Origin of the sequence: Pseudomonas sp. W2Oct36 (genome assembly GCF_041060465.1) — a bacterium.
Classification (GTDB): Bacteria; Pseudomonadota; Gammaproteobacteria; order Pseudomonadales; family Pseudomonadaceae; genus Aquipseudomonas; species Aquipseudomonas graminis_B.
Genome location: NZ_JAUERW010000002.1, coordinates 102,975 through 129,942, shown reverse-complemented (window position 1 = coordinate 129,942; position 26,968 = coordinate 102,975). Strand labels below are relative to the sequence as shown.

The following is a 26,968-nucleotide window of genomic DNA, read 5'->3' as shown; positions in this document are numbered from 1 at the left end:
GAGTGAGCAGGGTCGTGGGAATGGTTGTGTACGGCTTCGCCACTCATTTGTCAGCTCCCTGAATGATCAGGCGGGAATCGTCGCGGGGGTCGACCGTGGTCACTGAACCCGCCTGTTTCAGGATGGCCGGCACCCGCTCGCGGTAGATCCGCAATAGCAATCCGGGATCGCTCTTGTTTTGGATCGACATCGCCAGGCCGGTCACTGCTGCGGTGTCGGTCTGCGCCTTGGCGAGTCGTTCAGACGCTTGGGCATGGGCGACCTGCAGCATGCGGTCGGCCTGCTGATTGGCGGTCTGGTTGAGTTTCTCTGCGTCCGTGCGCGCGTTCGCCACGGCCTGATCGGCTTGCTGGCTGGCAGTCAGCACCGCGTTGAACGCATTCACCGCCGCAGCCGGCAGACTGGACTGCACGTCGACACGCACGACTTCAACGCCCAGACCCACGCCAGTGGCCGTCAGCTCGCCAAGCCGCGTATTGATGCCCTGCACCAGATCGCCGCGCAGGCGTTCGCGACGCTCGGCAGACTGGCTGTCAGAGCCCACCAGCTCGGGACGCGCCACCAGAATGGTGTCCAGATCCCGCGCCGCCGTGAGGCTGACGGCGCTGCGATTGACCAGACGGTCCAGTGCCGGCAGCACGTGTTCGCCTTGGAGCACGAACTCCCGTGGGTCCGTCACTTTGTAGTACGCCGTCACGTCGAGTTGTACGACACCGGCGTCGCCCGTAAGCAGATAACCCGAACCTGCCAGTGCGTCGCTCATCGGCGTCGCAAAACTGGTGATCTTGTCGGCCGCCAACGCAGTGGGTGAACGCATCAGTGTTTCGACATGGCGCTCAATCACGCGGTCAGCAGAAGGCAATAGCACCACTTGCTCAAACGGTTGCGGCCAGGCCAGCAGCAAACCGGCGTTCTGCACGCGATCCATCTCACCGAAGCGAAACACCACGGCGCGGTTCTGTGGGTCGATTTCCCGCACATTGGAGACAGCCCAGCCGAGCGCTGCCAGCAGGGTCACGACATACAGCCCCAAAAACGCCAGCCGGCTGGCCTGCAGCCATGGACTGTTCACCACCGGCCGCTCGATGTGCGCCGCGTCTTGCTCGGTCATGGCTGGGTTCCAGCCTTACCATCCAGGGTCGGCGGGCCGTCCACGAGGACACGGAACGGCGCGGCATCGGTGCGCAGAATCAGTTTGGTGCTCGGCCCCACCACGGTGCCGAGGGTGTCCAGCGAGCGCAGCAAGTTGTACAGCTGCGGTGAACCGGCGTAGGCGCGACCGTAAATCTGCGCCGCTTCAACGCGGGATTGCGCTTCGATGTCGGCGGCTTTCACGGTTGCGTCGGCCTCGACAATCCGCGCATCGCGTTCAGCGGCAGAGCGGATCTGCGCCGCCTCGCGTTTGCCGATGGCGGTGCGCTCGGTGGCGATGGTCTCGCGCTCGGCGCGCATGCGGTCGACCGTCGCGTTGAGGGTTACCGACGGCAACGTAAGACGTTCAACACCCACTTGCAGGACGCGAACCCCGTAGGTGGTCAGCAGTTGCTTATCGATCTGCTGACGCAGCTGGTTTTCGAAATCGGCGATGCGCACCTGATTGGCGTCAGTGTTGATCAGGCTCGACAGATCAAAACTCGCGGCGGTGGTTTCCAGCGCCGAGCCGACGAAGGTGCGGATCTGCCGGGCCGCTTCGTCCGGCTGGTTTTGCACGGCGCGCATGAAGCGCTTCACGTTGTCCGGATCGCCCTGCACCTGCCAGGCCACGTACGCCTGAACGATGATGCGCAGGCCGTCACGGGTGCCGACGTCCTGCAAGCCGCTTGAGGTGGTGCGCAAACGCAGGTCGACGGGGATCGCCGCTTCGAATGGCGCTGGCCAGCGCCAGCTCAGGCCGGGATCGAGCAGCACCCGCGCCGGATTGCCGAAGCGCGTGATGACCGTCGCCTCTCCGGAGCGCACCTGCACCAGACTCGCCGCCGCGACCGCGAAGGCAATCAGCACCGCTGCCAACGCAGCACGACGCCACGGAAAGACAGCAGGGCCGGAGGCTTGACCATGGTGATGACCGTGATGGTGGCCGCCATGACCATGGCCTGCGTGGTCGTGACCGGAATGGTCGTGGTGATCGTGGGAATGAAACAGACTCAAGAGACGACTCCTTATTCAGCCGAGGGCTGTTCAGCTGACGGGGTCGACGCTGCGGGGTCGACCGGGAGGGTAAAGGAACGCAGATCGATGGTCGGCGCGCTGGTGCCACCGAGCCGATGATCCAGTACCAGCAATTTGGCGTGGGTCAGGCCCTGGGTCAGCTGACTGAAGTACTGCTCCAGCAGGAACGCCTGGCCCGCTTTGGCGTAGCCCTGTCGTTCGGCGCTGAAACGCAAGTCCGCACCTTGCGCCGTTGCCATGACTTCCCGCGAACTCGCGGCCGCCTGGTCATGGGCCATGCTGGCGTGCAATTGCGCCACATTGGCCTGATCGGCCGCCGCGCCACGCTCCCGGGCAATGAGTGCCTGGGCGCTGATCTGTGCGGCCTGGACCGCGTGATAGGCATTGGCTGCGCCGGCCGGTGGATGAATCGACTCGACCACGGTCGCGAGAATTTCCACGCCGCTGTCGAGTTTTTTCAGGTCCCGCTGTACCGCATCGCCGATGTCAGCCGCCAGATCATTGCGCTGCTCACCGAGCAATTCGTCGAGGGTGCGCGAGGCGAAATCGTGCACCAGCACGCGGCTGGCGGTGCTGCGAATCAGACTGGGGATGTCGGCGCTGTTGTACGTTGCGGCCAGTGCGGCCTCGTCCGTCAAACCGATGCGATACACAAAGCGTACGTCCATGTTGACGATCTGGAAGCTCTGCTTGGCACCGGAGCCACTGGCGATCACTTGCGACTTGTCATTGATGTGCGTGGCGTCCCATAACCGGTTGGCAATGGCAGGCGGCGGGCCTTCGGCAGGGTCAAGGGTCAGCTCGGCGCCCGCCCCCTCCGCGACGCTGGTCGCCAGCTCGTGGACCACACCGTTTTCCACCGCCAGCACTGTTCCGAACGGCCAGGGCAAACCGGCATGCAGACCGGGCTCCAGGACTCCAACCGGTTTGCCAAACCGCTCGTAAATGCCACGGCCCTGCATGGGAATTTCGTGAACACCGCTCAGCAACCAGCCCAAACCGACGATGACCGCCATCACCGGCAGAAAAGCGCGGCGCATGTAGGTAAACGCCCAGATCTGCCGCAGGTCGATGCCGAAGCGGTTGTGCAATTCGTTTTGCAGCGCGAGCAGCGGGCGTGGTGGCCAGCGCAACAGACCGGCGACGAAGCTGCTGGCGATCAAGCGCGGCTCTAGACGCTCATTGCGCGGGCTGAAGACGGACAAGAACGCGCGGATGAGTAACTCGATGGCGACCAGCCCAGGCAACAGGCCAATCAACACCGCAAGCCGGGCGGGCCATACGCGATCGACGGAGGAGAAAAACAGGCAGAACGCCGTGATCAGCAGCGTACCGATGGCGACCTTGGTGATTTGCGCCAACTGCTCGGCTTCTGGCCAACCTGCCTCGGACTCATTGCTGAATTGCCGCTCCAGCACCAGCAGCGCAAACCCGATCAACAGCAGCAGGCCGCCGACCACGTTGCCGACAAGGCCGACATTGCTGCCTGCCAAAGCAAGGTTCCAGATAAGACCAATACTGATCAGCGACAGCAACGTCCAGCCCGCCAGCCAGAACACCGGCAATCCAACCTGGCCGACCATTGAGGTGCCGGCGCCGCTGATGCGGCCGAGCACGCGGTCGTACCAGCCCTGCTCTTCGGTGTGAAGCAGCGCTTCATCGTCAGAAGCCGCTGCGGAAGGGGGTGCGATGACGTCGGCGCGCCACTGGCTGACCACGTGCGCCGACTGCAATGCCGCCGCCAGCACGAGCAGGCTCGCGGCACTGTTGGTCAGCACTGCCGTCCACAGCGAGTTGGGAGAAAAGAGGTCAACAAAAAGCGACACCACCAGGCCGATGACGCCCACCGCTCCTGTCAGATACGTCAGCCGTGAAAGACGCCGCGATTGCACAGCCGCTCGCTGAAACCGTGGCAGGCTTGACGGTGCAGCGCCCTCATCATCCAGATCAACCCGCATTGAAACTCCAAAGCCCGTTTAACGCTGTAATCATCACCCCTCCCGCCCGCTCGCAGGCGTTGCGTGGCACTGCTTACAGCCACGCTGACACAGGGCGTTACGATATAACAGAAGTCGTGAAATTTTCGTCTGATTATTCATTTGCGCAGCCCTGAATGCGGGGTCAGACAGCCAGCAGACAGGTGAACATTCACTGCAGTCGCATTGGCTCACATCCCCGACCAAACCGAGGGCGCCTTCCCCGCTAAGCCGGTCCTGCGAGATGCGCGAGGAATAGCGCCGGGTCCACGCACTTGACTTTGAAGTACACGGGGAGAAATATTACAGCCATCATTTAAGCCGTCCAGGTGATGTGCGACATTTGTCCAGACACGGCTACGCTTCCCTCCATTGCTGGATTCCTCGAGGAGTACGTTCATGAGTCACTACGACATTGTCATCATCGGCGGCGGCCCCGGCGGCTACAACGCGGCGATCCATGCGGGCCAGAAAGGCCTGAAAGTGGCGTGCATCGAAGGCCGTGAAACGCTGGGCGGCACATGCCTGAACGTAGGATGCATTCCTTCCAAATCGTTGCTCCACGCCTCGGAGCTGTATGAGGCGGCGACGGGCGAGGAATTCAAGAAGCTCGGCATCGAGGTCACGCCGACACTGAACCTGACCCGGATGATGGCGCAAAAGGCTGAAAGCGTGACAGGCCTGACCAAGGGCATCGAGTTTCTGTTTCGCAAGTACAAGGCTGAGTGGATCAAGGGTTGGGGCCGCCTCGCCGGGCCCGGCAAGGTCATCGTCACCGATGCTGCAGGTGTCGAAACCGAGCTGACCGCCAAGGACATCATCATTGCCACCGGCTCCGAGCCGACGCCCCTGCCAGGCGTGACCATCGACAACAAACGTATTCTCGATTCCACCGGCGCGCTGTCGTTGAGCGAAGTGCCCAGGCATCTGGTGGTGATTGGCGCGGGGGTCATCGGTCTCGAGCTGGGCTCGGTCTGGCGGCGGTTGGGGGCGAAGGTGACGGTGGTCGAATTTCTCGACCATGTCGCCCACGGCACCGACCTTGAGGCGGGCAAGACGCTGCATCGCTCACTGTCGCGTCAGGGGATGGCGTTCAAACTCGGCTCGAAGGTCACCTCTGCCGTCGCCGCGGAAACCGGCGTCACCCTGACCGTGGAACCCGCCGCCGGAGGCGAAGCCGAACAGATCGAAGCGGACTACGTGCTGGTGTCCATCGGCCGTCGCCCGGTGACGAAAGGACTGAGCCTGGAAACCGTCGGGCTGGAAGTAGACAAGCGCGGCGTCCTGCCCAACACGGGGCATCGCACGGCGGTGGAGGGCATCTGGGTGATTGGCGACGTCACGTCCGGCGCGATGCTTGCGCACAAGGCGGAGGACGAAGCCGGCGTGTGTGTCGAGCGCATTGTTGGCAAGAAGGGTGAGCTGAATTACAACCTGATCCCCAATGTCATCTACACCCAGCCCGAACTGGCCAGCGTCGGCAAGACGGAAGAGCAACTGAAGGAGGAAGGTCGCGCTTACAAAGTCGGCAAATTCCCGTTCAGCGCCAACAGCCGCGCCAGGGTCAATCACGAAACGGACGGCTTCGCGAAAGTGCTGGCGGATGAGCGCACTGACGAGATTCTTGGCGTGCACCTCGTCGGCCCAAGCGTCAGCGAGATGATCGCCGAGTACTGCGTGGCGATGGAGTTCGCGGCCTCTGCTGAAGACATCGCCCTGACCTGCCACCCCCATCCGACAAGGTCCGAGGCGCTGCGCCAAGCGGCAATGGCCGTAGGGGGACATACCACGCAGGCTTGAAGTGCGCGGCCAAAATCGGCCGCGCGAGCAAGACGCTGAAGCAAAACAGGTTGTGCCCTGAAACGATTTTTTTCCCCGTTGCGCGAACAAGATGCCGAGATTGTTATCTGTTTGTTGGTAATTTGCGTTCAGCAAGGATTGGGAAAGCGCACTTTTTTGTGCAGGAAGGCACAGCATCTTCAGAGGCTTCACCATATGAATCGCAGGAATCTCTTGAAAGCGTCCATGGCGCTGGCAGCCTATAGCGCGCTGCCCGCCTCAGGTCTTTATGCGGCACGCGCGCTGGCTGCGGCGGCCGATGGCGACATCGAACACTTTGACTTCAAGACCTTGCAGGACAACGCCAAACAGATGGCCGGCAAGCCTTACGTCAGCACCAAGCAGAACCTGCCGCCTACCCTGGCGAACATGACGCCTCAGCAGTTCAATGCGATCAAGTACGACGCCGGTCACTCACTGTGGAACGACGTGAAAGGCCAACTGGACGTGCATTTCTTCCACGTCGGCGCAGGGTTCAAGACGCCGGTGCGCATGTACAGCGTCGACCCGGCGACCCAGCAGGCGCGTGAAGTGCATTTCCGCCCTGAGCTGTTCAACTACGAAGCCAGTCGCATCGACCAGAGTCAGCTCAAGGGCGACTTGGGCTTTGCCGGGTTCAAGCTGTTCAAAGCCCCCGAGATCGCCATCAACGACGTTCTGTCATTCCTGGGCGCCAGCTACTTCCGCGCCATCGACAGCAACAAGCAATACGGTCTTTCCGCCCGGGGTCTGGCGATCGACACCTACGCCCATCGCCCCGAAGAATTCCCTGACTTCACGCAATTCTGGTTCGAGAAACCGACCAAAGACGCCACGCGCTTTGTGGTCTACGCGCTGCTGGACTCTCCCAGCGCGACGGGCGCGTACCGCTTCGACATCGATTGCCAGGCCGACCGCGTGGTGATGGACATCGATGCGCACATCAATGCCCGAGCCGACATCGAGCAGTTGGGCATTGCGACCATGACCAGCATGTTCAGCTGCGGCACACACGAGCGCCGCATGTGCGACACCCTTCACCCGGAGATCCACGACTCCGACCGGCTGGCGATGTGGCGCGGCAATGGCGAATGGATCTGCCGCCCGCTCAATAATCCGGCCAAGATCCAGTTCAACGCCTTTGCCGACAAAGACCCGAAAGGCTTTGGCCTGGTGCAGACCGACCATGACTTCAAGACCTACCAGGACACCGTGGACTGGTACCACCGCAGGCCGAGCCTGTGGGTCGAACCGACGACGGCCTGGGGCGAGGGCTCAATCGATTTGCTGGAACTGCCGACCACGGGTGAAACCCTGGATAACATCGTCGCGTTCTGGAACCCGAAAGTGCCGGTCAAGGCCGGCATGTCGATGAATTATGGCTACAAGCTTTACTGGAGCCCGCTGCCTCCGGTCAGCACACCACTGGCTCAAGTGCACGCGACGCGTTCAGGCATGGGCGGGTTCATCGAAGGCTGGGCGCCGGGCGAACACTACCCGGAAGTCTGGGCGCGGCGCTTTGCCGTGGACTTCAACGGCGGCGGGCTGGACCGACTGCCGGAAGGTTCGGGCATCGAGCCGGTGGTCACCGTGTCCCACGGCAAAATCCAGGATTTCAATGTGCTGGTACTGCCCGACATCAAGGGTTTCCGCGTGACGTTCGACTGGTACCCGACCAGCGACTCCGTGGAGCCGGTGGAGATGCGCATGTTCATCAAAACCGGTGACCGCACGCTGAGTGAAACCTGGCTGTATCAGTATTTTCCTCCCGCACCGGACAAGCGCCGCTACACCTGAGTGTGATCAGCTAATGGCGTAGCGGCATTCAGCTTGCTCGCAAGACGGCGTATTCGCCGCTGAATATTCAGCGGTGAATGCGTCGCACTTGTAACGAAAATGAGTCATAGAAAGCTATCGCCATACCCGGATTTCTTCTCTTTTTAACAGCGTCAATTTTCTATCCGCTATAACAATCAATGACTTAAGATTTATGATATTTAGCCACCACTAAATATGTCCGTAAATTTGACTAATTGATTGACAGCCCCGCGATCTGCGGCTGATATATCCCTGTCGTGCCGTTTGCGAGGGGACCGAAACGCCCTTCTCCTCCCCCGCTGCGACTCTCAAAAATCATCGCGATTGCATGCCATCGACGGCCATTGCCGCTCATCCGGGCAGTAGCTTTTCCGCCCGGCGGCCTGCTCGCACGCTGACGCTTATCACACGTACAAATGCTCCCGAGGGGCTGCACATGATGTCGACTTCCCCCGCTTACGTTGAAAAACCTTCTTTGCTGTCATTCGATAAATCCACGGCAGTCGTGCTGGTTGCGATCAGCCTGATGCTGGTCGAGACCTTCAACGGGGCTCTGCGTTTCTATCTGGATCAGGCAGGCATTTCCGTATTGCTCTATGCCCCGAAGGTCGCGTGTCTGCTGTTCTTCGCACTGGAGCTGCGCAGCTTCAAAGCCGGGCCGGGGGTCTGGCTGAGCCTGCTGGTGCTGTTGCTGTCGGCGGCATGGGCAGCGCTGAATGGCGCCCAGGCCGGGAACTTCGCATTTGCGCTGTACGGGATCAGCCCGCTGCTGTTCGGGATCGCCTGCGGTGACCAGATCATTCGCCACAAGCGCCTGTTCATGTGGGCGATTGCCTTGTGCCTGCTGGCTTCGCTGGGCGGGATTGCCCTCGACCGGTACGTCAGTCTGCCGTGGAAGGGCTACAGCTACACCGTCGGCGGCACCGAGCTGAGCGCCAACACCGCATGGACCTCCGAAGACATGGACCGCCCGGCCGGATTTGCGCGAATCTCCAGTTCACTGGCCATCATCATCTCGGTTCTCAGCCTGTACCTGATGGCGACCCTGCGCTCGAAGTTGCTCGGGTTGGCAGTCTGCGTGATCGGCCTCGCCGGCGTGATATTGACCACCAGCAAGGCGCCAGCGTTGGCATTCATTGGCGGTACCGGCCTGCTGCTGATGTTGCGGTTTCGCTGGACAGCACGGGCGACCATCGTTGTCGCGGTCGTACTCGGCATGTCGCTGCCCTTCGTGGCGATGATGACTGACTTCGATGCCAACACAATTTCGGCCACCAGTTCGCTGGCATCTATCTATGACCGGTTGATCAACACTTGGCCCAACGTGATTCGGACGCTGATGGACGATGATCGAACGCTCACCGGTGTTGGCTTCGGGCTGGTTGGCAGTGCCGTGGCCGCCTTCCCGGTTCCCGGCGCCGACATCTTCATGGTTACCGACAGCACCGTGGTTTACCTGTGGGCGACGTTTGGGCTGGTCGGGCTGTTTCTCTACGCCCTGCACCTCCCGTTGTTTTTCATCCTGGCCGACAGCGTCAGCCGTTACGGCCAGGCGTTGCTGGTGACGGGTTTTTGCATCTGCATTGTCAGCTGGACGACCGATACGCTGGAAGTTACCCTCGCCAACATGTTCCTGGGCATGGCAATCGGCCATGCGCTGGCCATGAAATCGCGGGTTAGACAACCGGCCCCAAAGTCCCATGAGTTGCCCACGTGGAATGGCCTGCCGGGCCTGAGTTGACTGAGGCACTCCTATGAGCTTTCGCAGCATCGGCCTGAGCGGCCTGGCACTGATGGCCGCCCTGTGCGCTGCCAATGTCGCCATGGCCGAGCCTTTTATCGTAGGCGTTGCCACCCATTCGATGAATAACGCCGGGCAACCGCTGCGCAGTCTTCAGATGGCGAAAGCGGCTGGCGTCACGTCCATTCGCGATGACGCCTTCTGGTCTACGGCCGAACCTGTACGGGGTCAGATGCAGATCATTGCGCCGTGGCGCGCATGGCTGAGCACTGCCAAGGGGCTGAATCTTGCCCCGATGGTCATTCTCGGCTACGGCAGCTCGTATCAGGGCGGCGCCAAGCCCCGCAAGCCTGAGGTCAAGATTCCGTACCTGAAATACGTGGACTACCTCACTCGCCAGTTGGGCAATCCGGTCAGGTTCTATGAGGTCTGGAACGAGTGGGACCTGGACGGCCCGGCCGATCCGCGCTTGAGCAATGACTACGTGACGCTGGTCCGGGACGCGGCACCGATCATTCGCAAGAATAACCCCCAGGCGCTCGTACTCGCCGGTGCCGTAACGAGCATGGGCATCAAGAGTGGGTTCGTTGACCGCATCCTGGCTGCAGGGGTGATGAAGTACGCCGATGGCCTCTCGCTGCACCCGTATGTGCACTGCGAAGGCAGCTACCGCAACACGCCGGAGACCTGGGTCGGCTGGATGCGAGATCTGGACCGTCGAATCAGCGCCAAGGTCGGCAGGCCGGTGCCGCTGTATCTGACCGAGATGAGCTGGCCGAGCCACAATGGCAATTGCGGCGTCAGCGCCGAGCGCCAGTCTGCGTACCTGGCGCGTGCGTACTTCCTCATTCGCACGCTGCCGAACGTCAAAGGCATGTGGTGGTATGACCTGATCAACGATGGCACCAACCGCACCGAGCAGGAGCACAATTTCGGCCTGCTTGATGCCGATCTGCGCGCTAAACCGGCTTATTCGGTGCTCAAGGCCATCAGCCCTTATCTGCCTGATTTCAACTACGAGCCGGCAAACAGCCTCCAGTCCGACGGCGTCTTCCAACTGGCATTCAGCAATGGCCGCGAGCGGATTATGGTGGCGTGGGTCAGCGGTCGCGAACACGAAGTCAGCATCAGCGCCGCGGCCATGAAAAATAAACCGGTGCGCATCCTCGATACGCAAACGCCGGATAAAGGCATGACCGCCTCCGCGCAGCAGTGGGTGTGCGATGCCCAGCGTTGCTCGGCCCGACTGACGCTGACGGAGTTTCCGAAAGTCATTCGCCTAAGTCCAGACGCCTGACGACCGCACCTGTGCAAACCCGCCTGACCTGTCAGCGCGGGTTTTTTTATGTGCTGCAGATCCAGATAGTGGCAATACGACATTTACTGGACATGTCTTACTGCTATTTTACGACCTTGGGCAGACACACTGCCGGAGGAACGTATGGGGCTTCGAGGAAGATTCATCGTTGGCGGGTTACTTGGGCTGCTCATGCTGCCAGCAGTGGCTGAACCGTACGTCGCGGGCGGAGCTCAGTCGAAGCCGTATGCCTATGAAGACAATGACGGTCACCTGGAAGGGATCTCCATCGACATCGCGCGGCGCGTGATGAAACTGGCAAACATTGACGTTACCTTCGTGATCTACCCGGTCAACCGCCTGCAGGCGATGCTGCGCAAGGGCGAGATCGATATCAACTTTGCCGACGCGCTGATCTGGAACAGCCCCGAGGAGCAACGTCGATACGTGTTCTCCAAGCCCTATTCCACGGTCAAAGAGCACCTGTACTTTCTGGCCAATCACCCTGCCCGCGGCCAGACCATCGCACAACTGGAGCACCTCACGATCGGCATGGTTCGGGGCTACAACTATCGGGCACTGGACCCGGCGATCGAGGAGCGCCGTTTGAGCCGGCTGGAAACATCGCAAGATGAAGCGCTGATCAAGTTGCTCCAGAGCAGGCGCGTGGATGCCATCGCCATGGTCGACGACATCTTTGATGAAGTAACTTCGGCCCATGACCTGGATCCCGGCCAGTTCGTCCAGGGCGCACGACTCAGCGAAGCGCCGCTGGTGTTCAAGCTCCAGCCGCAATACGCCTCGTGGTTGCCGCAGATCAACAGCGCGATCGACAGTCTGAACAAGACGGGCGAGCTGGAGCGGATTCGACGCAAGTATTTGCCTGGGGCGAAGGCGGCGAAGTAAAAGCAGCCAGATCAATGAGCCAGCAATTTTGTAACCGTGGAACAGTAGGCAGCGCGCATCCCAGAGCTCGAAAGTACAATGCCGACCTCAAAAAAAACCCCACCGTGAGGTGGGGTTCTTGTTACTTCGTCTGTCCTCGGGGGGAGGTGCATGCACCCGCGTATCCCGTGGCTAGTGAAAAAACTATATGGACATGGGTTTATTGAATCAAGGCCTCTTTTCACGGTTAGTCGCTGTTACTGCGAAGACGGCGCTCAAACTATTGCCCTGACTTCCACATTCAACCCCAACATCTCGCGGGCGATTCGGTCGGCGTCGACGAAGGCTCGGGAGTAGCTGCCCGAAGACGGGACGTAATGGTTGTAATACGTCGAGCCTTCGACCATAGGGCCGGTTACCCACAGATTAGGCTGGGCTTTGCCTTGACTGTCGACCAGCACGCCCTCTCCATTTTCGGTCAGGCTGTGGATAATTCCGTTGCTTTTTAACAAGCGAAGGATCGTTGGCAGCGACGATACGTCACAGGGGGTACTGACGTGGGCCTTGATAATTCTGTTTAAGGGAACAGTCAGATTGCCAGCGAGAAGCACTGCGGTCCGTGCTCCGTCATCACTGTTGATAACTTGAGAATGTCGCACCCAGTGGACAACCCCGGCGTCGGCCAAGGCTAGCAGCTCCTGATGACGTTCCTTCTGCGGCCCGGCCACCATTCTATTGACATGGGGCGCATACTTTTCGAAGAAGACACTGCGTGAAATGCTGGTCAGGCCCCGGTTATCCACAACCCGACGCAGCTGCTCACGACAACACCTCCACACTTCAATCGCGGCTTTGATAGGGCTTGCATCAAGCCCTAAACAGCTCTGCGCAATGTCGCTTTCAATAAATGCGCGCATGACCTGGGGATAATCCAATGCGTCAATGCTCGGCACATGCGGGTTATACACAGCCTCGTCAAGTGGCGGCGTTTGAAAACGTGATGCCATTTCAGCGGACACCGCTTCAAGCCGGCCTGAGTCATACGCTCGCGCAATTTCCGCCTTGATCCTTACTGCCGATTCGCTCTTTTGTGAGGCGATCATTCCGAAGTATTCCGCGACCATTTCAGCTTTGATCAACGGAAGGACCTGCTGCTCGAAATCCAATCCGGCAGGGTTTTCCGTTCGCAGATCAGCGACAGCCGACAGTGTAAAAATCAGCGCCGCGTTCGAAGCCCGATGGGGCACGATGTCCGGCCGTGTGCGGTACGGCAGACCGCTGCGCGAGAACAAATAGATACGCGGCTCTTGTCCACTGGGCTCGTAGTGCAAGCCTTCCGCCCGTTTGCTGAATTGGCCTCCGCGTCCGACTGTCAAGCCGGCCACAACGTCCATGGCGGTCAAGCCTACTCCTTCGATGCCAACCGCTTCTGTGGATAACTCAACACCGCGCGAATCAGAGTGTCGGTCCGTGGGTAGCCATCCGGGCAGCTCCTTATGCTCATCCTGCAACTGACGCGCATGCCCTACTGTGATCGCCAACCAATCCACAGAGCGCTCTGCCGCGGCTGTGGACAGAACGAACTGGCCCATATCTGTATGTTCAATGTTATCCACAGCGTGAGGATGGTGAATCACGCGCACGTTTGTCGGCAGACTGCGAATGACTTCCTTGTAAGTCCACGCCAGATATTCCCCCAGCCAGCTCCGTGGCAGGAACTCATTGGGCTGTACGTTGCGTGCTGCAGATTTATAACGCAGACACCATTCGTAGAAGTCGGGTCCTTGGCGTCCCACTTTTCCGTCCAGTGCGGCCGTGTCCGGAAACATCGAGATCTGCGAGGCAACGGTGTTGAGCATCAGGTATTCAGGTTGATCGACGGCATGTAAGCCCGGCCCCGGTGGCTGGGGGTCAAATACGTTTACTTCGATGCGCCGGGCCGTATTGACCGCCAGCGCACAGATACGCTCCAGCACCGTAAGGCCGCGTGAGCCACACCCGACGATACCGATGCTGATACCAGGCTTTTCCGCACCTGGGGATAACTTTTCGGCCGCCAGCGCTGCGCTCAGTTCCATCTCAGGGTTTCTCCGAAGAACGATTCAATAGCCACGCCACGGGAGTCAGCCAGCGCGGTATCAACGATGAATTTACTCAGCGCCAGGTCGAGTACGCCCAAGCCGAACGGCGAGAAAATCGAGGGCTTTGCGGGATCAAGCTCGACCTCGCCGCGGATGAGGCCAGCCAACGTGCCGTTCATGAAACCGCGTCCGCTGGTGAGTTGCTCAGCCAGGTGCGGCGACGTATTGGCCTTCATACAGTGCTCGATGTCGTCGCACAGGTTGTTCGCCTCCAGCAGCAACTGCGGCGCGATGTCCCGCAACGAAATGTTCAGCACGACCTGCCCGGCGCGAAACGCCATTGGCGGTTTGACGTAGGGCTCGCCAGCCGTCGTGGCGAAGATCACCAGATTTGCCGCGAGCGCTTCCTCCAATGACCCTGTGCGGGCTGTGCATAAGTCGGTTTTTTCGATGAAGCCAGTCAGAGCATCCGCAGACGCTACGTCGAAATCATGCACAACGGCGTGGCCGATGTCCCACCCTTCGACGCAGAGCATTCGGGCGATGTTGCGGGCAATCACTCCGGCACCGATAAACCCTACAGACGCGGCCTTGCGTGACTGACCGTTGAGCCAGTAAGCGCCTGACACCGCCGACGCTGCCGTGCGCACCGCGCTGATTTGTGCCCCTTCCAGGCACGCATAGGGATAGCCGGTGTTAGGGTCGTTGAGGATCACCACGGCTGATGCCCTCGGTTTCTGCTGCGCGACGTTGCCGGGGAAGCTGGAGATCCACTTGATCCCGGCCACGGCGTCCTCTCCCTCCAGCGCCGCCGGCAGCGCGATGATCCGGTTGGCAGGTTGTTGAGGGAAACGCAGAAAGTAGCTGTCCGGGTTGAGCGTCTGGCCGTCATGGTGCTGCAGATACACCTGCTCGATGCGCCGCACCATGTCGCGGGCGTGGCTGTCGAGGATATCTTTGATGACAGCGCCGGGGATCACATGGAAGTCAGACATTCAGCGCTTCTCCCTCGAAGGTGTGAACATACTGCTTCAGATACCGAGTGATCGGCTGCGAACCCAGCGCGGTCAACTCTGCGCGCCCGAACTTCTGCATGACCCACTCATCGTTGTAGATGGTCTCCAGATAGCGCTCGCCGGCGTCCGGTGATATCGCCACGACAACGGCGTCTTTGGGAATTCCCAGCGAGGGTGCTGCCAGCCCGGCCACCACTGTCCCGGTAGAACCGCCCGCCAGCACGCCATTGGATTTCGCCAGCCAGCGACACATGGCGACGGTGGCGCGCTCATCCACCACTTGCTGCTTGTGCAGGTGGTGGGCGCGGAAGATCGGCGGCGTCTGGCTGGAGCCGAGTCCTGGAATGAAGCGCGGGCCGGGCGCCTGACCGAAAGTCACCGAACCAACGCTGTCTACCGCGATGATCTTGGTGCGCGGCGAATGCTTGCGGAAATACTGCACACAACCCATCAAGGTGCCGGTCGTTCCGGCGCCGACCACCAAGTAATCCAATGCCGGAAAGGCGATATGAATCGACCGCGCCGTGGTGTGTTCATGGGTCTTGGCGTTGGCCGGATTGCTGTACTGGTTAAGCCACAGATGCCGGGGATCGCGGGCTACGGCATCGCGAATGTAACGAATGCGCGTGCCCAGATAGCCGTCGTTGTCATCGCGCTCGGTGACGATAACGATCTGCGCACCGAAGGCTTCCATCATCTTGATGTTGTGCAGGTTGGTGTTGGGGTCAACGACACAGCAGAAGGTGTAGCCGCGCTCGGCGCAGATCATTGCCAGCGCCACGCCGAGATTTCCGGACGAAGACTCGATCAACACCGTGTCCTTGTGGATAAGTCGGCGCTCGGTAAAGGAGTCGATCAGGCCGATGGCTGTCTTCATCTTGATTGAGCCGGCTGGGTTGCAGGACTCGAGCTTCAGATGCAGGTTTTCAAAACCCAGGCCTTTTACCCTGACGAAGTTCGAATCGCCGACGATGTGGGAGATGAAATTCATGACCGTGCCTCGACGGGTGCGGGCCGGGTGTAGCTCGCCATGGTCACCCGCGGCGCGTGCTGCCGGGGTTGGGTCGCCAGCAGCGCATCGGTCAGGTGCTGCGCCCGTAAGGCAACCATGGAAAACGACTGGGCGTCGCTGATGCCGTGGGTTTTTTCCGATGTGCCGTTCGCCAAAATCTGCACGCCTTCGCTGTGCTGCAGGGCAACCCGGTAATAACGGTCGACCGCCAGCGTGCCGTCCTCATCGCGGACCAGCCAGGGTTGCAGCAGGGTCAGCAGCGGTGGCACGGCGAGCTGCTCGTAGCCGGTACCCAGGACAATGCCGTCGACGTACAGCACGGTTTCAACGCCGGTATTGCTGTCACGCAGCACCACCGAATAGGCATCGCCCACTTTTTCCACCGAGGCCACTTCGGACCACGCATGCAGATTCAGACGTCGGTGTCCCGTCACCTCGCCTTCGTACAGGAAGGAGTAAAGCGCCTGACTCTCGTCGACATCGATGCCTGCGTAATTGGTCGACCGGATCTCTTCGAATACCCGGCTGCGTCTGTTGGGCTCAAGGTCGTGGAAATAGTCGATGTGCTCTGGCAGGAAGGCCATGTTGGGAAACTGCCCGAGCTGTCCCACCTTGAAACCCACGCCGCGGTGCACCGAATGCACCTGCGTGGTGGGCGCGGCGCCGAGCAGGTGGGTGACCGCCTCCCCCGCGCTTTGACCCGAGCCCAGCACCAGCCACCGCTGCGCGATGGGACCGCCGCCGAGGTGGATGTTTTTAAGGTACCGGGATGTGTGGAAGACACGACCGCCTAGATGCGCGCTGAACGGCTCCGGTATCCGGGGCATGCTGCCGTGGGAAAGCACCAGCCGCTTGGTGCGATAGGTGCCTTTTGCAGTGACGACATCAACGCCCTTCAAGATGCCCTTTTCCGCCACCGGCAACACGTCGAGCACGCCTTCGTCGTAGGCAACGTAGTCCTTGAGTTGTGCGGCGACCCAAGCGATGTAGTCAGACCATTCCACCCGGCTGGCCGGACGCCCGAGCAAGCCGAATTTATGCAGACGACCCTTTTCCTTCAGGTACATGGCGAAGGAAAAGCGGCTGCGCGGATTGCGCGGCGTCACCAGGTCTCGAAAGACATGGTGGTTGATGTCGGTGCCCGCCAGCAGAAACGCGCCATGCCAGGTTGAATCACGCCCTTTTTCGAAGAAGCGCACGCGCTGGAAAGGCTTTCGGCCGCAATCTTCCGCCTCATCCTCCAGCGCACAGGCCAGTGCGATACCGGCCGGGCCGAAGCCGATCGAGACGACGTCCAGCGTTTCACGCACACCTTCGATTTCATACTGAGTCATGGTCATTCTTCCTGAAAGTTGCAAAAGATGTGGCGAGCTTTTGGGCAGGACGCTTCAACACAGCAGCCGCCGCTCATGGACGTGCTCGTCGGTGTAGACCCACAGCGACACCCGGGCGTAATCGTTCTCCCCGTCGCTGAAACTGACCGGGCCGGCAGGAGTGGCAAAGTGATCAAGACGCAGTGCGTTCAGCAGTCCGCGCTCATCAGCGGCGGCTCGGTCCACCAGGGCAAACGCTGCAAGCGTCTCGACGGCGTATACCGGCGCCTGTTCGAAGTAGATCTGTTGATAAGTCGCATCGAATGACTGCGCCTCGGCCAGGTCGCCCGCGATCGGAAAGCTGATGACGTACACCGTGCCGGTTTGCGCCATTCCATCCACCAGCGCAGGAGACGCGGCATCGTCGGTGAAGAAGATCGGCAATCCACAGCCAGCAGCACGGTTATCCACAAGGAACAGCCGGCTTGCTTTCAATCGCCCGCAGAAAACCAGGGCATCGGCATTATTCACATCGCCCACCAGATCGACTGTGGATAACGTCGCCGCTGCGTGAAGTTCGTGCATCTGCTGGCGCCCGTGCAGGCTCGGATCAGTGAACACAGCGAGGCGGCGCAGCCCTTCAGATTCGGCGAATTCGATCAGGCGCGTTGCCAAGAGTCGATCAGAGGCGCAAAGGCGAAACGTGGTTTTCCCAAACCCGGTCAACGCTGCACAGGTGGATGCTGGCAAAATCAACGGAATGCCGGCCTGTGCATAACTTTCTGCCGCAGCGGCGGCAGAGTCCGAGGCGAAGTGACCAATCACAGCATCCACCTTCGCGTCGATGAAATGCCTTGCCGCCGCACGGCCGCCCTCCGCGCTCGCGCCGTCATCAAAGTAAAAATGTCGCGCGCGTCGCACATGGGGGAACAGGTGGCTGGACAGGTACACGCTACGCAAGAAACCGCGCGCGTGCAGCGTGGTGCCAACGTCGAGTGCCGCGCAGATACCCAGGCGCATCATGACAACGCCACCTCGGCGAACCGCGAAGGGCGGAACGCTTCCATGACCGATCGGTAAGCCTCGTCCATCGACACACCGGACATCAAACCACCCAGCTCGAGCGCCAGCAGCTCGGCAACATTCGGTGCCATTTTGAAGCCGATGCCGCAAAACCCGGTGGCGAGAAACAGGTGGCTCTTGGCGCTGAAACGGCCGATCACGGGGCGGCCGTCTTCGGTGTACGCGTCCCAGCCCACCTGCGTGACCACCGGTAGACTGTAGCGCCGGTCGTAGCCGAGACGAGACACTCGGTCCATGACGTCTTGCTCGTTGTCCAGCGGCGCCATGTTCAGCTGATCCGCATGTTCTGCGCGCTGGCGCCGCTGGCCGCCCACTTGCACGAGATTGCGCCCCAGCGGCAGCAGGTAGGTATTCAGGTGGTGAGCAATGATCGGCATGCTCGGGGCCTGGTCGCAGCCGAAGCGCGTGAACGGAATCGTCCGCGCGTGCACGGCGTTATGCGGCCGGGGCATCGGGCCGCTGGCGCCGCAGGCATCGACGACCCACGTCGCTTCCAGACACAGCTTGCCAGCATGAACCTGAACATAGCCGTCCAGTTCGACGCAGCGGTCGACGGCCAGGTGATCGAGGTACGTCGCTTTTTCACTGACATAGCGGCATAGAGTCGACACTGTGACGCGGGCATCGACCGTGCCGCCATTGCGTTCGATAAGCAGGCATTCGCCGACACAAAAAGATGAAAAACGCGCGTTATCCAGTGCATCGACAGAGGCGTGCAGCTCAATGCTTTCGGAGCCTTCGCTGTCCACCGCTTCGAGGTATTGCCCGCATACTTCAGCGCTGGCGATGTAAGCGACACCACTGCGGTTGAGTGCGCTTTCGTAGACAGCGTGGACAATGCCTGGATTGCCGTAAAGTGATCCGCGGCGAGTCAAGGGACGCAACGTGGCGTCTAGCTCCAGACCGCGAACGATGCCGCCCGTGTCCCGCGTTGCGCCTTGGGCGCCAGCGATGCCTTTCTCCATCAGCGCCACATCGAGGCCGCTTTCAACCAGTGCCGCTGCGATCGAAGCGCCCATGATGCCGGCTCCGATCACGATCACATCAAATGAAGTTTTCATCGTCGTCGCCCGTCCTTCGGTCAAATTTCGTACTCGACCGCACTGACATACACCAGCTGCTGCAGGACTTCGTTTTCAGTAAAGCGGCAATAGCGCAGGATCTGTTTCGCCAAGTCCGGGAACACGGGTGCGCCGATGGCACCGATCAGGGCCATGTACGGCAGAATCCGCTTGCCGAGGGTCTGCCGATCACGGGCGGCGTTGATGATGTCCGACAGCAGCACCGCGAGGCCCTTCATGCTGAAGTGATCCACCGACGTCGCTTCGAACCAGCGCGCCACCAGAATCTTGAGGGCCGCCGCGTCCGCCGCACTGACTTTCAGGCTGTCGCCGTCCACCCGTTCGCGCTCGGCCTGGGCGGCCAGCTTGACCAGCACCTCGTTGAAGGTTTGCTCACGCCAGGCGGAGAACCTCTCGACATCGAAATCATCCGTGTCCTGCTCCGGCGCGATCAACGCCAGATAGAAGCGCGCGCTGTCGGTGCAGGCGTCTGCCACCAGATCCCGCGCCCAGATCGCATAGTTGCGACTGGTGGAAAGGTTCTTGCCGTTCAAGGTCAGAAACTGGTTGGTGTAGAAGGTCTGGCGCAGGCGATAGCCGTGCATGGTCTGCAGCAACGAGGGGTAAACCATCATGTGGCTAAAGGCGCAGTCGTAACCCAGAAAGTGCACCAGCCGGCCTTTGCCGGAGCGGCAGTATTCGTCGTACTCCCACGGCGCAAGCTTGTGTTCATTGAGGTATTCGCGGAAGGCCGCCAGGTAACCGGACAGGCCCATGACCCAGGTGTGTATGCGCCGGCTGCCATCGGGCTTGAGATCCAGTCCGCCGTCGTAGGGACGGGTTATGCCCCAGTCCGCCGGGCCGATGTCGAATTCTTCCTCCAGAAAGCGGCGAATGAAAGGCCGCAGCGGCGCATGTTCGAATGTGCTTTTGAGGTGGTTACGGAAGTTCGACAGCGCCAGAAACTCACGCTCTATCGGCCGCCAGAGCATAGGCGCCGCGCATAATTTGCAGCGGAAGTTACTCATCTTCGAGGCATTGGGGGTATGGGCGCATTCTTCGCACTGGCTGGCATCCGAGTCCGAGCCACAGTGATCACAATTGCCCCGCCCGAAGGCTTCGTAGCCCCACTTATCACAGTGCTCGCAATAAGGTTCCGGGCTGACTTTTTTGTATATGGCCCCCGCCTTCACCGCGTACTCGTACATCTCCTCCACGGCGTTCTTGAAGTAACTGTTGCCGAACGGGCGCATCCAGAAATCCACCTGGATGCCCATCTTCTCAAGCGTGTCGTTGATCTTGTCAGTGTTCTCCAGCGCCAGTGTTTGAGGCGCCTGGTCCAGCTCGATTCCTCGCCGCAGCATGTAGGATTGATAGTCATCGGAGTATGAGACGAGGGTGCAATCGTGACCGCGTTGGCGTTGGGCCCGGGTATAGATGTCCGCTGCCAGAAAAGGCCCCGCCATATGACCAATGTGTAAATCACCATTGGGGGTCGGCGGCGTGATCGTAACCAGCAACTTGCCCATCACGACGCCCTCTGATCGGACACGTCATGAACCGTCGCTTTGTGCAGGGCGAACTCATTGGCGGCCACGGCCTGCCGGGCGTCTTCATCGAGGAAGCGATTGGCGGATTCGCGATCCCACCATACGACGTAGAAGTGGAAGTCTTCGTCAGTGTCGTTGAATACATAGTGATCGGTGTGTTTGGGAATGGCAGCAATGTCGCCCATGGTGAACGGGTACGTTCGATCCCCGACGATCAACTGTGCGGTCCCTTTGATGCCGATAAAGAATTCCTGGTCTATCTGCGTGTGGGACAAGGATTTGGTGTGGGGCCGCACGACACACCAGCCGCCGCCGATGGGCGTCGGATAGCCATTCCACGGCAGCAGCCTTGCGCCATCCAGGTCATATTCATGAACCAGTTTGTCCCACGCCATGGGACGAAAAATATCGAAATCAGTCATGGGGTTTTCCTTCAGCCGGAGCATCCTGCTCGCTGTTTTATCGGCGCCAGACTGAGCTGACGGGCGCGTATTAGCTAAGGAATAAACTGAAGAAAAGTGAGTGGCGGGGCAAACTAGAAATCCGCAATCAGCGGTTAAGTCTGACTTAACGGGTCTCGGCTTAATTGTTTTTATAATCAACACGTTGATCAGTTTTACCCGTATGGGTGTATCACCCACGGACACTGAAGCAGGACTTAACTGCCCTGATAACTAATCAACACTGAGTCGGGGAACGTGAACGCAAACTATCGCGTGGTGAATTCACGCTGACTGACGGTGGCCTGGGACACTAGCCAGTCACGAAACTGCTTGCTGGACTTGGGGAGAATGGCTGTCTCGTCGTAAACCAGGTAATAGGCAATCGGCGTGTCGATCGTCGCGCGAAACGGCACAACCAATCGGCCGGACGCCAGCTCTTCTCGAATCAGCGAACGGCGCACCAGCGCAATGCCCATTCCCGCCAGCGCAGCCTCGATGACGCCGTTGGAATCCACGAACACCGAACCTTTGTGTACAGCAGCCTCGCCATCTTCGATACCCACCGCACGGAGCCATAACGCCCAGTCTTCGCGGTGTTCGTCGTGCAACAGGGTGTAGCTTTTCAGGTCAATGGGCGACGAAAGGTACCGGGAGTCCGGCAGCAAGGAAGGGCTGCAGACAGGCTGCAGTCGGTCGTTGATCAGCATCTCCACTTCCAGACCGGGATAACGGCCGAGGCCATGGCGCACGGCGAAGTCAACGCCGTCGCCGAGCAAATCAACCAGCCTGTTTGTGGTGCTGATCAGCACCTCGATGCCGGGGCAGATGGCCTGGAAATCAGGCAGGCGGGGCAGCAGCCACTGCATGGCAAAGCCGCTGGTGCAGCTGACAGTGATTGTATTGGGGCCGTTGTCGCTCATCAGACGCTGGGTGGCGTCGGATATCTGCCCAAGTGCGGGGCGAATGGCCCGCAGGTAGATCTTGCCCTCGGCAGTCAGCTCCAGGCGTTTGGTGTTGCGGATGAACAGCGTGACGCCAACGGCTTTCTCGAGCTTGGCGATCTGTTGGCTAATGGCCGCAGGGGTCACAAACAGCTCACCGGCCGCGCCTTTCATGCTGGCGTGGCGCCCCGTCGCTTCAAAACACAACAGCGCGTGCAGGGGCGGGAATTTCATGCCTGACCTCGGTTAAGAAAATCTAATGTGCTTAAGAAAAGCTCGCTTGAGCCCCACTTCAGACACTGCTCAAATAATCACACCCGAACTCGACGAGCGTCAATCAACAACGTTTCGGTCGGCGTATCAGTGATAGGGATCAAGAAAGGAAACACGATGAAAGTGTCCGACTGTGTTCGACTGATCGTTCTGGCCGCCATCTGGGGCGCCAGTTTTCTCTTCATGCGCGTTGCCGCCCCGGTGCTGGGTGCGTTGCCGACCGCCTTCTTTCGGGTGTTGCTTGGCGCCATCGGGTTAATGGTTATTCTGACCATCTTCAGAACCCGCCATGAGTTCAACGGCAAGTTCAAATCCACCTTGATCCTCGGCATTATCAATTCCGGCATTCCCTTTTTGATGTACAGCATGGCGGCCCTGTTATTACCCGCGGGTTATTCCGCCATCCTGAACGCGACCACGCCATTGATGGGCGTGTTAATTGGCGCTGTGTTTTTCAATGATTCGCTAACACCCAAAAAAGCCGTCGGCGTGTTTCTCGGTTTGCTGGGGATAACGTTACTGACCACGACAGGCCCGGTGACTTTCACCACGTCGGTGGTCATGGGCGCACTCGCTTGCCTGGTCGCGACCAGTTGCTATGGCGCCGCAGGATTCATGACCCGTCGGTGGATCGGCGACCGGGGAGGACTGGACGCCAAGCTCGTAGCCTTCGGCAGCCAGATCGGCGCGACGCTGTTCCTGCTGCCCTTCTTCGCCGTCTCCGCGACGGTCAACCCGCCGGCCACGTGGGGCGACTCGACCGTTTGGCTGTCCCTGGCAGCCGTTGGTTTCGTGTGCACGGCGTGCGCTTACATTCTGTACTTCCGTCTGATCGCTGATATCGGCCCGGTGCGTTCGCTGACCGTCACCTTCCTCATTCCGCCGTTCGGCGTCCTGTGGGGAGTGATGTTCCTCGGTGAAAAGGTTTCTGCGGGACACCTTTACGGCGGCGGCCTCATCTGCCTGGCGGTCTGGTTCGTGCTGAGCCAAAGCAAGCCGAAGCCGGTACCGGTCGCTCGGGACAGCGCCGCAACCACCTGAAAACACGTTATCCACAACTGACTTCCACGCCGGGTATGCACCCGCCCGGGCCCGGCTGCGCCTGACAATATCCAATGCCGGGTGATAAACACCCTTTTGGGATTCATCCGATGGCAACTTCTAGACGCTTTTCCGTCACCTGGCGCACGGGCAGCACTCTCACGGCGAGGTATGCAGGATGAGCAGAGCGATCCCGTTGATAGCCCTCCGCACGTTCGTTGAGGTGTGCAAGGCCGGAAGCATGAAACGTGCAGCGGATCAGCTGTGCGTGTCACCGGCGGCCATCAGTCAGCAGATCAAAGGGCTGGAAGACCAGATTGGCAGGCGCCTGTTCGAGCGAGACGCCAAGGGCATCCAGCTCACCCCTTGCGGACGCAGTCTGTTTGACGAACTCGCCGGCACTTTCGACGTGATCGAAAAAGCCTGGTCGCGCGCTGCACTCAAGGCGCCACGTCAGACGCGTCTGGTCATCAGCACAACGTCCACCATCGCAAGTTCGTGGCTGATCCCGGCACTGAGCGGCTTCAAGGAGCGCTGCCCCAACGTCGAAATCTCGATTCAGATCTGTAATGGTCTTTCCGAGCTCAAGCACGGCCACGTGGACATCTGCATTCAGCGTGAAACGGCAGCCAGTTGCGAAAACCACGCCACGCATTTGTGGTCGTCCTACCTGATACCCGTGTGCAGCCCACGCCTGCTCAGCACCCAGCGCAACATCGAGAGCCCGCAGGATTGCCTGACCTTCCCGCTGCTGCAGGACACCGAGCGCAACTACTGGAAGGTCTGGATGAACGCGTTCGGCATGAGCAATCGCAAGATGATTCAGGGCTCCAGTTATGGCGATGAGTCCCTGTTGATCAGTGCGGCCTGTGCGGGTCAAGGCATTGCACTGGTCAACAGCGTCTTTGCCTCCGAAGCCCTGCAAAGTAAACGCCTGGTGCAAGTCACCAACGCGACGGCGGAGCTCAAGTTCGACTATTTCGTGTACTGCGCGAAAGAACGGCGCGAAGAGTGGGCGATTGCGGAATTCATGAAGTGGGCCGTGCAGCAGGCGGGCAAGACCGCGAAGGGGCATGCGCGGGAGATTGAAAGCGCGGGCCAGGTGGCTTGATTCGGTTCGAGCAACCCTTTGAAAACATCTTTCAAATAAGCATGCGGCTCATGCCCACTGAGTCGCGCGATGGGACATTGGCCGAGGGGTTGCCCATGCGACGCTGACTTCCGCTGCGAAAGCACCTTGAACGTTCGTTACGGACATCATAGAACAGCTGTGTGGCCTGCTCGCCAGTCAGAGTCCCTTCTGTCCGTCCCTGCTCGATCCGAGTGAGCAGCGCGTCACACTCATCTTCCAGTCTGGGCCGGTCGACCTTATGCAGATCGTTTATGGATTGCTTGAGAGCATCGAGCACAAGGATCACCTGGATCGCGCATTAACTGGGGGTCATTGAGACGTGCAGACACGACCCATTGCAAGAGTCATTACTGGCCGGCTTGACCCGAGAACTGCTCAACGGCAACCACGACACTGTTGGCACCTTGCTGAATGTCCTTGATCACCTCGTCCGCCTCACTGGCCAGATCCAGCGCCGCCCCGGCCTGCTGCTTGCTTTTGCCAATCAAGGTCACCGCACTGGACGCCAGAACCTGGTTGTTTTTCACGACCTCGAAGATTTCCGCCGTCGCTTTAGTGGTTCGAAGGGCCAGGTTCCTGACCTCGTCGGCGACCACAGCGAATCCCCTGCCTTGCTCCCCGGCACGTGCCGCTTCGATCGCCGCGTTCAAGGCCAACAGATTGGTCTGGTCCGCGATGCTGCCGATGGTTTTGACAATGGTGCCGATTTCCTGGCTCTGGGCATCCAGTGCTTCGATGCCATGGGCCGCATCCTCCATCAAGGCAGAAAGCGTATTGAGGGTCGTGACGGTGTTCTGAATGACTTCGCGACCTTGCTGTGCGCTGGTATTGGTTCGAACCGAGGTGCCGTGGGCCATGCCGGCTGCCTCGGAGACAGCGCGCTCGCGGATGACCTGGTCGGTAATAACGGTGGCTAACTTGGCAATTTTGTACAGCTTGCCATTGGCATCCACGATTGGGTTGTAGGAAGCCTCCAGCCATACCTCGTTGCCGAATTTATCCACTCGGCAGAACCTGCCGGCGACATAGGATGCCTGTCTAAGGGTCTGCCAAAACCGATCGTATTCCTCTGAATGAGCGTCGGATGGCACGCAAAAGATTCGGTGGTGCTTGCCCAGGATTTGGGGAAGCGTATAGCCCATAGCGCTCAGAAAATTCTGATTGGCTGTCAGCACGACTCCGTCCAGGGAGAACTCGATAACGGCAGTGGAGCGCATCAACGCTCCCACCAGCGCTTCGTTCTCCCTTGAGGCTTCAATGGTTCTTGTGAGCACGCTGGAATACATAACGATCCGTTCGACACGCCCACTCTCACCCGCGAAAGGTATAACCATTGCTCGTAGCCAGACGTGTCGACCGTCGTGGCTGCACAGGCGCAAGGTACCGCTGTAATGCTTGCCTTCGGCGATTGCATCCAATGCGCGCCGCTGATGGACGTCGCCCTGCAGTTCAGAGGGACTGAACTCACGCAGGGTACGCCCGGACAATTCAGCCTGGGTGAATCCCAACTCTTTCTCGAACTGAGCATTCACCTCCAGGATGACGCCTCCTGCATCCAGAGTGACGGACACGGTTTCGAGATCCAGAGTTGCCTTTACCTGCTCCAGGGCTCCCAGCTGTTTTTCCAATTGCTGGATTCTATTTTTCAACCGGGTATTGAACATGAGGGGCGCTCGCATTGACTTGAGAAGCTATCGACGCGGCGAGGGAAACCTTGAGCCTCACAGAGCGTAGGTCGTCAGGGGGGGTGCAAAAGGGATGCAACTTGACTGCAAATAGGATGCAAATAGGATGCAAGAAGGCGGCAAAAAGGGTGCAGATAGGGTGCAAAAACACCGGCGCAAGGCCGGTGTTAGTAATATTCCTATAAAGGCTATTCACCATCTATCCATGCATGTTTTATCCAACTAGCAAGATTGGGCCAATTTTCATTGGAGCGTCCATCATGCGCCCAGTAACTGACAGAGCCATCCTCAAGAAGACAATAGTAGTTTCCATTATCCTCGCAAATGGGGAGCCACGATTTTGGAACACCCTGCTCTCGAGCCTCTGCAACAACGTTCAGAAGCTCTCTCGGGCTATTTCTGTCCACGGTTAATCGAAGCGCATCCTTGCCATTAAAAATACTATCACTTGCCTCCTTGGCAAAAATCTTATACTCATCCGAAAATGAAATACCGAGTTCACGCTCATAAGCAACAATTAAGGCATCATCAGGAAGTCGCTGTGCATTTGGAAGAGACATACGAACGCTTTTCAGCTCTGCGACAGCATCTCTTATGTCGATATCCATAACAATCTCCAACACTAAAATTCAT

21 protein-coding genes are annotated in these 26,968 nt (G+C 59.6%); 7 read left to right on the top strand and 14 right to left on the bottom strand.

Going from position 1 to position 26,968, the window contains the following annotated elements; translation table 11 throughout:
• Positions 1-43: 43 nt before the first annotated feature.
• From QWI18_RS03295 to hflK, 3 genes are read right to left on the bottom strand one after another with little or no spacing between them, the layout of a single operon-like run.
• Complete coding sequence (locus QWI18_RS03295; protein WP_369318211.1) at positions 44-1,111, bottom strand: SPFH domain-containing protein; 1,068 nt, start codon at positions 1,109-1,111, stop codon at positions 44-46.
• Positions 1,108-2,148, bottom strand: a complete 1,041-nt coding sequence (gene hflC, locus QWI18_RS03290; RefSeq protein ID WP_192130610.1) for a protease modulator HflC — start codon at positions 2,146-2,148, stop codon at positions 1,108-1,110. Before hflC ends, QWI18_RS03295 begins: the two co-directional genes overlap by 4 nt.
• An 11-nt stretch (positions 2,149-2,159) precedes the next feature.
• Positions 2,160-4,127 (bottom strand): protease modulator HflK, encoded by a 1,968-nt coding sequence (gene hflK, locus QWI18_RS03285; protein WP_369318210.1) that lies wholly within the window; start codon positions 4,125-4,127, stop codon positions 2,160-2,162.
• A gap of 417 nt (positions 4,128-4,544) precedes the next feature.
• Here hflK and lpdA point away from each other — a divergent pair, with 417 nt between their 5' ends.
• The 5 genes from lpdA (at position 4,545) to QWI18_RS03260 (ending at position 11,725) form a co-directional block, all read left to right on the top strand.
• On the top strand, positions 4,545-5,945 hold the full coding sequence (lpdA, locus tag QWI18_RS03280) for a dihydrolipoyl dehydrogenase (protein WP_369318209.1): 1,401 nt from the start codon (positions 4,545-4,547) through the stop codon (positions 5,943-5,945).
• A gap of 195 nt (positions 5,946-6,140) precedes the next feature.
• The gene (locus tag QWI18_RS03275) at positions 6,141-7,760 is read left to right on the top strand and encodes a glucan biosynthesis protein D (protein WP_065988095.1); all 1,620 of its coding nucleotides are present in this window, start codon (positions 6,141-6,143) and stop codon (positions 7,758-7,760) included.
• Positions 7,761-8,217: 457 nt separating this feature from the next.
• A complete protein-coding gene (locus QWI18_RS03270) occupies positions 8,218-9,522 on the top strand; it encodes an O-antigen ligase (RefSeq protein WP_296305915.1) in 1,305 nt (434 codons plus the stop codon).
• Between the two features lie 13 nt (positions 9,523-9,535).
• Positions 9,536-10,819, top strand: coding sequence for a hypothetical protein (locus tag QWI18_RS03265; protein WP_369318208.1), 1,284 nt, complete (start codon positions 9,536-9,538; stop codon positions 10,817-10,819).
• A gap of 144 nt (positions 10,820-10,963) precedes the next feature.
• Positions 10,964-11,725, top strand: a complete 762-nt coding sequence (locus QWI18_RS03260; RefSeq protein ID WP_369318207.1) for a substrate-binding periplasmic protein — start codon at positions 10,964-10,966, stop codon at positions 11,723-11,725.
• A gap of 254 nt (positions 11,726-11,979) precedes the next feature.
• Here the strand turns inward: QWI18_RS03260 and QWI18_RS03255 are convergent, their stop codons facing one another.
• The 9 genes from QWI18_RS03255 to gcvA form a co-directional block, all read right to left on the bottom strand.
• Positions 11,980-13,782, bottom strand: a complete 1,803-nt coding sequence (locus QWI18_RS03255; protein ID WP_369318206.1) for an FAD/NAD(P)-binding protein — start codon at positions 13,780-13,782, stop codon at positions 11,980-11,982.
• Entirely contained in the window at positions 13,773-14,780 is a 1,008-nt protein-coding gene (sbnB, locus tag QWI18_RS03250) for a 2,3-diaminopropionate biosynthesis protein SbnB (RefSeq protein ID WP_369318205.1), read from the bottom strand. Before sbnB ends, QWI18_RS03255 begins: the two co-directional genes overlap by 10 nt.
• Positions 14,773-15,792, bottom strand: a complete 1,020-nt coding sequence (gene sbnA / locus QWI18_RS03245) for a 2,3-diaminopropionate biosynthesis protein SbnA (protein ID WP_369318204.1) — start codon at positions 15,790-15,792, stop codon at positions 14,773-14,775. Before sbnA ends, sbnB begins: the two co-directional genes overlap by 8 nt.
• Complete coding sequence (locus tag QWI18_RS03240; RefSeq protein WP_369318203.1) at positions 15,789-17,147, bottom strand: SidA/IucD/PvdA family monooxygenase; 1,359 nt, start codon at positions 17,145-17,147, stop codon at positions 15,789-15,791. The genes sbnA and QWI18_RS03240 overlap by 4 nt, the downstream gene beginning before the upstream one ends.
• Positions 17,148-17,201: 54 nt before the next feature.
• Positions 17,202-18,149: an ABC transporter substrate-binding protein gene (locus QWI18_RS03235; RefSeq protein ID WP_369318202.1), complete on the bottom strand. Its 948-nt coding sequence runs from the start codon at positions 18,147-18,149 to the stop codon at positions 17,202-17,204.
• On the bottom strand, positions 18,146-19,270 hold the full coding sequence (locus tag QWI18_RS03230) for an NAD(P)/FAD-dependent oxidoreductase (protein WP_369318201.1): 1,125 nt from the start codon (positions 19,268-19,270) through the stop codon (positions 18,146-18,148). Before QWI18_RS03230 ends, QWI18_RS03235 begins: the two co-directional genes overlap by 4 nt.
• 20 nt (positions 19,271-19,290) lie before the next feature.
• Complete coding sequence (locus QWI18_RS03225; RefSeq protein WP_369318200.1) at positions 19,291-20,799, bottom strand: methionine--tRNA ligase; 1,509 nt, start codon at positions 20,797-20,799, stop codon at positions 19,291-19,293.
• Complete coding sequence (locus tag QWI18_RS03220) at positions 20,799-21,242, bottom strand: cupin domain-containing protein (RefSeq protein WP_065988077.1); 444 nt, start codon at positions 21,240-21,242, stop codon at positions 20,799-20,801. Before QWI18_RS03220 ends, QWI18_RS03225 begins: the two co-directional genes overlap by 1 nt.
• A 287-nt stretch (positions 21,243-21,529) precedes the next feature.
• Positions 21,530-22,438 (bottom strand): transcriptional regulator GcvA, encoded by a 909-nt coding sequence (gene gcvA, locus QWI18_RS03215; protein WP_065988075.1) that lies wholly within the window; start codon positions 22,436-22,438, stop codon positions 21,530-21,532.
• A gap of 156 nt (positions 22,439-22,594) precedes the next feature.
• Here gcvA and QWI18_RS03210 point away from each other — a divergent pair, with 156 nt between their 5' ends.
• Together QWI18_RS03210 and QWI18_RS03205 are read left to right on the top strand one after the other, a co-directional pair.
• Complete coding sequence (locus QWI18_RS03210) at positions 22,595-23,518, top strand: DMT family transporter (protein ID WP_369318354.1); 924 nt, start codon at positions 22,595-22,597, stop codon at positions 23,516-23,518.
• A 178-nt stretch (positions 23,519-23,696) separates the two neighbouring features.
• Entirely contained in the window at positions 23,697-24,629 is a 933-nt protein-coding gene (locus QWI18_RS03205; RefSeq protein WP_274605106.1) for a LysR substrate-binding domain-containing protein, read from the top strand.
• 368 nt (positions 24,630-24,997) lie between these two features.
• Here the strand turns inward: QWI18_RS03205 and QWI18_RS03200 are convergent, their stop codons facing one another.
• On the bottom strand, positions 24,998-26,314 hold the full coding sequence (locus tag QWI18_RS03200; protein WP_369318199.1) for a methyl-accepting chemotaxis protein: 1,317 nt from the start codon (positions 26,312-26,314) through the stop codon (positions 24,998-25,000).
• Between the two features lie 209 nt (positions 26,315-26,523).
• A complete protein-coding gene (locus QWI18_RS03195; protein ID WP_369318198.1) occupies positions 26,524-26,943 on the bottom strand; it encodes an SMI1/KNR4 family protein in 420 nt (139 codons plus the stop codon).
• Between the last annotated feature and the right edge of the window lie 25 nt (positions 26,944-26,968).

Bases quoted from the DNA above. Each gene is read 5' to 3' on its own strand.
- QWI18_RS03255 (WP_369318206.1), bottom strand. From the start codon at position 13,782: ATGGAACTGAGCGCAGCGCTGGCGGCCGAAAAGTTATCCCCAGGTGCG.
- QWI18_RS03205 (WP_274605106.1), top strand. From the start codon at position 23,697: ATGAGCAGAGCGATCCCGTTGATAGCCCTCCGCACGTTCGTTGAGGTG.
- hflK (WP_369318210.1), bottom strand. From the start codon at position 4,127: ATGCGGGTTGATCTGGATGATGAGGGCGCTGCACCGTCAAGCCTGCCA.
- QWI18_RS03275 (WP_065988095.1), top strand. From the start codon at position 6,141: ATGAATCGCAGGAATCTCTTGAAAGCGTCCATGGCGCTGGCAGCCTAT.
- QWI18_RS03265 (WP_369318208.1), top strand. From the start codon at position 9,536: ATGAGCTTTCGCAGCATCGGCCTGAGCGGCCTGGCACTGATGGCCGCC.
- QWI18_RS03235 (WP_369318202.1), bottom strand. From the start codon at position 18,149: ATGATGCGCCTGGGTATCTGCGCGGCACTCGACGTTGGCACCACGCTG.
- QWI18_RS03195 (WP_369318198.1), bottom strand. From the start codon at position 26,943: ATGGATATCGACATAAGAGATGCTGTCGCAGAGCTGAAAAGCGTTCGT.
- QWI18_RS03220 (WP_065988077.1), bottom strand. From the start codon at position 21,242: ATGACTGATTTCGATATTTTTCGTCCCATGGCGTGGGACAAACTGGTT.
- lpdA (WP_369318209.1), top strand. From the start codon at position 4,545: ATGAGTCACTACGACATTGTCATCATCGGCGGCGGCCCCGGCGGCTAC.
- QWI18_RS03200 (WP_369318199.1), bottom strand. From the start codon at position 26,314: ATGTTCAATACCCGGTTGAAAAATAGAATCCAGCAATTGGAAAAACAG.
- sbnA (WP_369318204.1), bottom strand. From the start codon at position 15,792: ATGAATTTCATCTCCCACATCGTCGGCGATTCGAACTTCGTCAGGGTA.
- sbnB (WP_369318205.1), bottom strand. From the start codon at position 14,780: ATGTCTGACTTCCATGTGATCCCCGGCGCTGTCATCAAAGATATCCTC.
- QWI18_RS03240 (WP_369318203.1), bottom strand. From the start codon at position 17,147: ATGACTCAGTATGAAATCGAAGGTGTGCGTGAAACGCTGGACGTCGTC.
- gcvA (WP_065988075.1), bottom strand. From the start codon at position 22,438: ATGAAATTCCCGCCCCTGCACGCGCTGTTGTGTTTTGAAGCGACGGGG.
- QWI18_RS03295 (WP_369318211.1), bottom strand. From the start codon at position 1,111: ATGACCGAGCAAGACGCGGCGCACATCGAGCGGCCGGTGGTGAACAGT.
- QWI18_RS03260 (WP_369318207.1), top strand. From the start codon at position 10,964: ATGGGGCTTCGAGGAAGATTCATCGTTGGCGGGTTACTTGGGCTGCTC.
- QWI18_RS03270 (WP_296305915.1), top strand. From the start codon at position 8,218: ATGATGTCGACTTCCCCCGCTTACGTTGAAAAACCTTCTTTGCTGTCA.
- QWI18_RS03230 (WP_369318201.1), bottom strand. From the start codon at position 19,270: ATGAAAACTTCATTTGATGTGATCGTGATCGGAGCCGGCATCATGGGC.
- QWI18_RS03225 (WP_369318200.1), bottom strand. From the start codon at position 20,799: ATGGGCAAGTTGCTGGTTACGATCACGCCGCCGACCCCCAATGGTGAT.
- QWI18_RS03210 (WP_369318354.1), top strand. From the start codon at position 22,595: ATGAAAGTGTCCGACTGTGTTCGACTGATCGTTCTGGCCGCCATCTGG.